This is a genomic window from Aquiflexum sp., assembly GCF_977115555.1.
The window spans coordinates 1-3889 of record NZ_CDSBKL010000374.1 but is presented as its reverse complement, the minus strand read 5'-3'; the positions used below and the strand labels follow the sequence as shown (position 1 = coordinate 3889).

Sequence of the window (3889 nt, the reverse complement as noted above, 5' to 3'; positions counted from 1 at the left end):
AATTATTAATGCCCAAAACATAGCATACCTAACCTTATCATATCAACCAGAGGGAAAAATCTTAGCGAAATCTTAGGGAAATTGGAGGTTTGGAAGTGGGAAGTTGGGAAGTTGGAATTTAGGAACTATATAGATACAAGATGCAAGACTTGGGAAAATTCAGAATTAAGAATGCTAAATTCAGAATGATGGATTTCCTAACCCGACAACACGAAGCTGACAACTCGACAACGCGAAGCAGACAACAACTACAACCACTACAACAAAGAAAAAGGTATCTTCGTAGTTTAGAGAACCCACATTAACAATGTACTACCTCAGCCAAATCTCTCTTCCTTCAGGGCCTCAGTCCCATTTCCCTTTTACCTTACCGGCATTCAGGGAATTGGGTTCTATGTCCTTTAATACCCCGGTAACGGTATTTGTTGGAGAAAATGGATCAGGTAAATCCACTTTGCTTAAAGCCTTGGCCATCAAGCTTAACCTTCCTGCCATTGGAAGCAATGATTTGGAAAGGGATGAAACTTTGGAAGGGGTAAAAGCATTCGGTGAAGCCATCATCACCTCTTGGAAAAAGAAGGCTTATCGGGGATTTTTTTTTAGGGCTGAAGACTATTTTGGATTTGTAAAGCGCCTCAGAAATATCGATCAGGAATTCAAAGGAGACATTGTGGATTTTGAAAAGCGTCTGAGCGGCACAGGCTTGAAGTTGGCTGTCGGAGCTGTTCATGGCCAAAAAGAAGCCCTGCTCCGCAAGTACGGAGACCTGACTGAAGTCTCCCATGGAGAGGGATTTTTGAAAGTATTACAGGGAAGGTTGCAGGGAGAAGGAATCTATCTGATCGATGAACCGGAAGCAGCGCTCTCTCCACAACGACAATTGGCTCTTTTTTCTTTGATCAAAAACCTGTCAGAAAACCACGGTTGCCAGTTTATCATTGCCACCCACTCTCCTATTCTGATGACTTTGCCCAATGCCACGATTTATCAGTTTTCGGAAAAAATACAGAAAGTCAGGTATGAAGACACGGAGCACTTTACGATCATGAAAAACTTCCTCAATAATCCGGAGGCATTTTTAAGGTATTTGTAAACTTTTTACCAGCTAATGCCTATACCTTCTGACTCAATAAGCAATAATCCAATCAATACAGTTACTCCCAAAATCCCTAACGGAATACCAATGGTAAGTGCTGTATTTGGTTTCCAAACCCTGACATTTTTGATTTTTTCAAGTGGTATTTGAAGATCAAAAGGTTCATTAATTATCATTGAGGTTTTATCATCCTTCCATACTTTTCCATGAAGGATCTTTTCGGAAAAGGAAACATACCTCAAAAAAAACTCCTTTCCATCTGTTAGTTCAACAAGGATTTTTTCCTCCTTTTTGATTTTTCCAAATTCGGATTCTGCAACATAATATCCCTCCTGATTATGTTTTGTTATTGGTTTCAATTTTTCTACGTTTCTATAGGTTTTACATCCAGCAATCAATAAAATGAGCATCAAAATCAAATTCAATCCAGTAATTTCTTGTTTCCTTTTCATCATATGGTTGTAAGTTTTTCGTAAATTGATGTATCGATGATTCTGTTTGTATGAAATTGAAAACTACAACACTGATGATTTAAAAAATTCAAAACTTAAATTCCTGGGATTGGATCATTAATTATTGCGATGAGAGTAATAAACAATGTCACCCCCAAAATCCCCAATGGAATACCAATAGTCAGCCCTGGATTTGGTCTCAAAACTTTTACATTCTTGATTTTTTCCTGAGGTATTTCTATTTGGTACCGGTCTATTTTGACTGAGGATGTAAAATCCCTCCAAACTTCTCCAAGAAGGATTTTGTCAGAAAATGAACCGTAATACATATAGTATCTCTTTCCGTCAACCAATTCAACGAGGATTTTTTCCTCCTTTTTTATTTTCCCAAACTCCTTTTCAGCTACATAATATCCACCTTGGTCTCTTTCCATAAAGGGCTTCAGTTTTTCGACATTTCGATAACTCTTACAGCTTACAGTTAAAACCATGAGCACTAAAATCAAATTGATTGCTCTGAATGCAGGTTTTCTTTTCATAGGTTCTACGGTTTAATTAAATATCATCATCTTCAGGAAGGAAAAAATCTATACCAAAAATGGCAAACATTCCTACAAAGAATCCCGCAGCACCAATGGTTAACAATGCACTTGAACCTGGATGATATTTAGCTTCTATCTCCTGAATATCATCCACGGGTATTTCTGTTAAAATCTCATCTTTTTTGTTAAACTTTCCCGATTCAGTATAATCTATTACAAACAGTTTTGTATCATGAAAACCTTTTAAATAAACCAGTTGAACTGAATTGTCCTTCTTCAAAATCCGGTAATGCCTATTACGATTTAACAATTCGAAATTTTGATTTCTAACTTTGTAATAATCTTGGGATTCATTTCCCGTAGGTTCCCATTCCAATTTGTAAAAGGAAGCACAAGAGGCAAGCATAGAAAAAACCAAAAGGTGAGTAACGCAGGTCAAAAGCTTTCTTTTGTCCACAAAATATGACTTTGAAGTAATCAGCTTTGCTTTCATACTACCAAAATTATGGCATCTAGGGCACTAATAATTCTTAAAAAGTCCTCAATTTTAGCGATTTACACTAAACCCATTTTTAATTTTATGGAAAAATAATAATCAATAAAAGAATTTACTTTTATTAAAAAATACGTAATGATATAAAACAAATTTTAAACAAAGGATGTCATTGAGAATAGTTGAACCTCACACTAAATATCAAATTCCTTAACTACATTTTCTTAGTGTTTTTAATTTTTTATGCGCTTATCCCAAAACAGAAATACCACAACAATTGATGATTTAATCATCAGATTTGATACATTTTATCCATTGTGATCAGCAATTGATTATGATTGATACACTTATTCCCTAATCAAGGAATTGCCATCACATACTCATAGGTACTCTGCAGTCCGAGCGGAATTCCCAATGTCCAATAAATCAACAAAAATAATGTCCACGTCACAAGCAGTACAATGGAATAGGGAAGCATCATAGAAACCAATGTCCCGATGCCTGTGGACTTGACATACCGCTGACAGAATACCACGATCAGTGGAAAATAGGGCAGCAAAGGCGTGATGATATTGGAAACCGAATCCCCAACCCTGTAAGCAGCTTGGGTCAGATCGGGAGATATCCCCAACTGCATCAGCATCGGCACAAATATCGGACTGATCAAAGCCCACTTTGCCGATGCCGAACCCACCAATAGATTGACCAAAGAGGTCAAAATCACTATTCCTACGATGGTGATTTGAGATGGTAGATGCAAAGACTGGAGAAAATCGGCACCCTTCAATGCGGTCAGGGCACCAATATTGGATTTGCCAAAAGCATCAATAAACAAGGCACAGAAAAAAGCCATCACAATATAATAAGCCATGCTCCCCATGGCTTTGCTCATCGAAGCCACCATGTCTTTCATACTCTTATAGGTCCCTGCAGCAAATCCATAGATCAATCCGGGAATCCAGAATAAAATAAAAATCATTGGAACAATGGATTTCATCAGCGGAGCATCTCTTGAGGTAATCTCACCTGTTGCATCCCTCAATGCCGAATCCTGTGGATAGGCCCAAAAAAACAACCCTATGACACAAAGGAACATGATACTAAATGCAAGCCAAAAAGCCTTTTGCTCCTTGGTATTTAAAATTTCTATTTTCGGAATATCCTGAAGATTATCGTCTACAATCACATTCTTGTTCAATCGTGGTTCTACTACACGGTCAGTAAGGAACCAGACTACTAAGACGACCACCAGACTTGAAAGACCTGTAAAAAAGATATTGTTCAGTGGATTAAGCACGATCTCCGG

The 3889-nt window shown here is 37.5% G+C and carries 5 protein-coding genes; 1 reads left to right on the top strand and 4 read right to left on the bottom strand.

Going from position 1 to position 3889, the window contains the following annotated elements:
• Positions 1 to 307: 307 nt before the first annotated feature.
• The gene (locus ACZFYI_RS16860; RefSeq protein WP_462525296.1) at positions 308 to 1093 is read left to right on the top strand and encodes an AAA family ATPase; all 786 of its coding nucleotides are present in this window, start codon (positions 308 to 310) and stop codon (positions 1091 to 1093) included.
• Positions 1094 to 1098: 5 nt separating this feature from the next.
• Here ACZFYI_RS16860 and ACZFYI_RS16855 read toward each other — a convergent pair whose 3' ends face one another.
• The 4 genes from ACZFYI_RS16855 to ACZFYI_RS16840 form a co-directional block, all read right to left on the bottom strand.
• Positions 1099 to 1551, bottom strand: coding sequence for a hypothetical protein (locus ACZFYI_RS16855; RefSeq protein ID WP_462525295.1), 453 nt, complete (start codon positions 1549 to 1551; stop codon positions 1099 to 1101).
• A 92-nt stretch (positions 1552 to 1643) separates the two neighbouring features.
• Positions 1644 to 2087, bottom strand: a complete 444-nt coding sequence (locus tag ACZFYI_RS16850; RefSeq protein ID WP_462525294.1) for a hypothetical protein — start codon at positions 2085 to 2087, stop codon at positions 1644 to 1646.
• Positions 2088 to 2103: 16 nt separating this feature from the next.
• The gene (locus tag ACZFYI_RS16845) at positions 2104 to 2547 is read right to left on the bottom strand and encodes a hypothetical protein (RefSeq protein WP_462525293.1); all 444 of its coding nucleotides are present in this window, start codon (positions 2545 to 2547) and stop codon (positions 2104 to 2106) included.
• A 394-nt stretch (positions 2548 to 2941) separates the two neighbouring features.
• Positions 2942 to 3889, bottom strand: a 948-nt coding sequence (locus ACZFYI_RS16840; protein WP_462525292.1) for an AbgT family transporter, incomplete at its 5' end; no start/stop codon positions are given.

Bases quoted from the DNA above. Each gene is read 5' to 3' on its own strand.
- ACZFYI_RS16850 (WP_462525294.1), bottom strand. From the start codon at position 2,087: ATGAAAAGAAAACCTGCATTCAGAGCAATCAATTTGATTTTAGTGCTC.
- ACZFYI_RS16855 (WP_462525295.1), bottom strand. From the start codon at position 1,551: ATGATGAAAAGGAAACAAGAAATTACTGGATTGAATTTGATTTTGATG.
- ACZFYI_RS16860 (WP_462525296.1), top strand. From the start codon at position 308: ATGTACTACCTCAGCCAAATCTCTCTTCCTTCAGGGCCTCAGTCCCAT.